Here is a 3,826-nt window from a genome sequence, read left to right on the forward strand (position 1 = left end):
TGGCGCCAAAGGATGCGTAAAATGAGCTTTTTACGCATCGATAATTTTGTAACATTCGAGAAAACCCATACATATCAGTCTACTGCGAATTTTTTAAAGTGTTGTATAGACCTCGTAAACAAAGACGCATTCTTTTTCCGGCAGCATTTTGAGCATTACTTACGTATTCGCGAAAATATTCGATTTACAACAATGACTTAGCGATGGTATCTTTGAGGTTTGAATTGAGCAGCCTGGAACATTATTGAGCTGCTAATGAATAAGCTGTTATGTTTTTTCTTAGCAAATGTAGTTATCGCAAGTTTTAGAAAAGGAAGTCAAAGTTATGAAGCAACTTAAATTGCTATTGCTAGCAGTAGTCGTTGTAATGGTAGTTTTAGTACTCTCATATGAAAAAATAATTTCCAATATACTATTGCCTCAGTATATCTCCTGGGCTCATGAAACCGATGCAAAAGGCTTAGAGATCGGAACTCCGCTAGAAGAGCAGCAGTTGTTATTGGCAACAGAAATTGGAATTCAGAATCCAGAAAAAGTAAGAATTGTCTATGTTGATGCAGTTCCTTTCCCTTATGAAAACTTTGCATTAAGAGTTCTTGGAGAAGCACTTGGCTTTGTCGGTGAGGGAATAGTTAACAATGCTCAAGTGTTTGGTTATTCCATTTATACCAGAACAGGTTACGAATTAGATAAACCCAAACTGGCTCACGAGTTGGTGCATGTGTTACAAATTGAAAGGTCTAGTTTGGAAGCAGTAATTACTCAACACTTCTCTGATCTTGCAAAGTACGGTTATGAGAATGCACCTTTGGAAGTTGAGGCATTTAAAGCTAACCAGAAGTATAGCGGCGAATATTAAATAGGCATTAGCAATAGGATGTTCAAAACATAACAAACTGTTAAATATGGACAAATTTTGCTGTATCGCTTTTTGCTTTTCCGCTTCGCGGGCAAAAATCAACCCAGCAAAATTCGCCCATTAACAGAGCGTTATACATTTCTCGAGTTTTGAGTGTGAATTAAATAAGGATGTAAATTGACAAAAGTAATCATAGACAAGCTTAGTGAATACATGGCATTCATTGAGGATTTACCAACAGAGTTCACATTATCTAGGGGGCAATGCGGTGATTACCCTTTGTTACCTAGTGCATTAAGAAAGGATTCTTCAGATAAAAGAAAATATCCTAAAAGAGCTATCCGCAGCTTTTTAGATGAATTCAAGTTAAATTCTTACCAGTACATGGACAACCCGTCAGATATCGAAAATGATATTGAATGGATGCTGTATGCACAGCATTATGGAATTCCTACCCGATTAATGGACTTTACTACTTCTCATATAGTGTCGTTATTATTTGCAGTAGAAAAGTCCTTTCAAAATGAAGAAGAGAAAGAGGCTGTAGTATATTTTTTAAATCCAACCAAGTTGAATTTATTAAATATACAACAAGAGCAGATTATAAATATTTCAGGCTTACCGGGTATATCTAGTGAAGGTCATGATGGTCCAATCGTCATTCAAGGAAGAAAAATAAATCCGAGAGTTAATGCTCAAAAAGGTCTATTTGTTCTATTTCAAGATGATGATAACCCTCTTGAATCAATCAATGATGAAAATGTTTTAAGAAAATTAGTTATAACGGGTTCAGAAACAAAAAATATATTATCGAGTTTATATTCTATGGGTATTAGTTTTTCACATATTTATCCAGAGCTATCATCAGTAGCTAAAGATATTGTGATGCAACAGGATATTTTGGATTATATTAGGGAGAAAAACTAATGAAGCAACAATTTGAAATCAACCCAAAAGATGAAAATCAATCTTGGCAAAAAATATTTAATAGCATTAAGTTAGGCTTTGAATTACAAGAGATTAAAGACGACGTATTAACCAATGATCAACTGGTAGAGTTCAATGATGCAATCATCATTGCACCAGACTATCAACGAGAATATAGATCATCAATCCCTGATGAAAGCTCTTTAATTGAATCAGCTTTATTAGAAATTCCAATTCCCCCTATTTTCCTTGCTAGCCATAAATTAAAAGGTGTACAAGTTCTAAATGTTGTAGATGGGCAGCATCGTCTTAGGGCATTTTATCGTTTTTTAAGTGGTGAATATAAACTTACTGATTTAAGTATTCTCACAGACTTTGAAGGCCTTGATGTTAACGAATTACCGATCGACGATCGAATTGAGTTACTTAGTCGCCGGGTTGCAACTATTATTTTTAGAAACTTCCCGGGCAAGAAATTCGAGTTGGAAATATTTAACAGATATAACAAAGGTACAAAGCCTTTAACTCCTCAAGAAATTAGGCATGCTGTTTTTGATTCTTCAATCAACAACTTGGTAAATATGTTTTGTACAGATCTTTATAATAATTCTAGTACACCACTTGCTAAAGCTTATGCGATTTCAAAAGATCGATACCAGAAAAAAGCTTGCCATGAAAATATATTTGTTATTTTAAGTATATTAGAAAATGGAGTTATACAGACTTTCAAAAATGAAAACGGTAGTGAAGTAGCGGTAGCTAAATCACCTCAATATGTTGAAAGCTACATGAAAGAAAAATCTGAGAATGAGTTGGTTGAGATTGATATAGCTGGATTAGAGAAAGCAAAAGATTTGTTTTCTCGGTTTAATGTTTTTATCGAATCTCTAACAACAATTACTGAGCAGCCTTTTTCTAAGGAAATTTATGGTGTTTCGTCTAAAAGAGGCAATAAATATCAAGTTTCAGTAGCTATGATTTTAGCTGGTATATTTAAAAAGTTACAAGAGCAAGAGTTTTCTCACCTTGATATGAGTAATGGTGATGACTTAAATAGAGTGGCTACAGAAATTAATACTCTTCTTAATGAATCACATTTAGAAGATCCTGATTATAAAGCATCTACAACTAACCCAATCGAAGTACAAAAAATTGTAGATAAGTTTCAGATCACAAATGTATAACACGTTGCTTAAACGGAATAATAACAGTTGGCCATCGCTTCGAGATTATAGCCAACTATTATTTTCCGCTTAGCAAGGCGTTAGGTACCAAAGAAATTTCAACATAAGGAGTTCGCTTGAAAGGCAAGGTTGTATCTTATATTTCTAGTAAGAAGTATGGTTTTATAAATGGCGATGATGGTGAAAGTTACTTTTTACATTTTTCTGCATTGTTAGATAAATCAGATGAAGCTAAGTTGGTAAAGAATGTAGTTGTAGAGTTCGATCCTACGCCAAACCCTAGGGGATTAGCTGCGAAAAAAGTTAGAGTTCCAACAGTATATTTCAAGAAAGAAATGGTAGATTTCTTCACCACTAGAGCCCCGAAGCCTAAATATGGAACTGTTGAGAAGCAGCACTCGATTGAATGTCGGTTTATTAAAGGTTTAGATGAAGCTCGTGAGCATATTGAAACTCTAGCTAAAGAAGCTGGTTGTAATGCGATATTGAATATGAGTTTTGAGAAAGAAACATTCAATTCGGGAAATTATCGATATACCGTACATGCATTTAAAGGTGACTTTGCAATAGTAACTGATCAGGTACCATGTGATTCAGTATCGGAAGCAAATCAGTCTATACAAGATTTACAAAGTAAAATTGATTATTTTGATGCTCTTTTCTTTGGAATAAAGTCGGAAGAAGATAAGGTTAGGGCTAAGCAACTAGAAAAAAGTAATATTGGCTGGTTCATCTTAGGAGGTATTCTGTTGTTTATATTATTGTTGGCGGCAGGTACCTAACAGATAAGGATAGGCCGCGCGTAGCCGCGTCCTTATCCCAAGTGTTGAACAAGCCCGAGTGATACCTTTATAGT

General features: G+C 34.7%; 4 protein-coding genes. All 4 read left to right on the forward strand.

Annotated features, from left to right (window positions below; genetic code table 11):
- Window positions 1-325: 325 nt before the first annotated feature.
- The 4 genes from Q4557_RS19520 to Q4557_RS19535 all read left to right on the forward strand — a co-directional run bounded on the left by Q4557_RS19520 (window position 326) and on the right by Q4557_RS19535 (window position 3,752).
- Window positions 326-859, forward strand: a complete 534-nt coding sequence (locus Q4557_RS19520; protein ID WP_102440057.1) for a hypothetical protein — start codon at window positions 326-328, stop codon at window positions 857-859.
- A 177-nt stretch (window positions 860-1,036) separates the two neighbouring features.
- A complete protein-coding gene (locus Q4557_RS19525; RefSeq protein ID WP_303414973.1) occupies window positions 1,037-1,786 on the forward strand; it encodes an FRG domain-containing protein in 750 nt (249 codons plus the stop codon).
- Complete coding sequence (locus tag Q4557_RS19530; RefSeq protein ID WP_303414975.1) at window positions 1,786-2,970, forward strand: DUF262 domain-containing protein; 1,185 nt, start codon at window positions 1,786-1,788, stop codon at window positions 2,968-2,970. Before Q4557_RS19525 ends, Q4557_RS19530 begins: the two co-directional genes overlap by 1 nt.
- A 116-nt stretch (window positions 2,971-3,086) precedes the next feature.
- Complete coding sequence (locus tag Q4557_RS19535) at window positions 3,087-3,752, forward strand: cold-shock protein (protein WP_303414977.1); 666 nt, start codon at window positions 3,087-3,089, stop codon at window positions 3,750-3,752.
- Window positions 3,753-3,826: the final 74 nt, after the last annotated feature.

The organism is Shewanella sp. 5_MG-2023 (assembly GCF_030547465.1).
Taxonomy (GTDB): Bacteria; Pseudomonadota; Gammaproteobacteria; order Enterobacterales; family Shewanellaceae; genus Shewanella.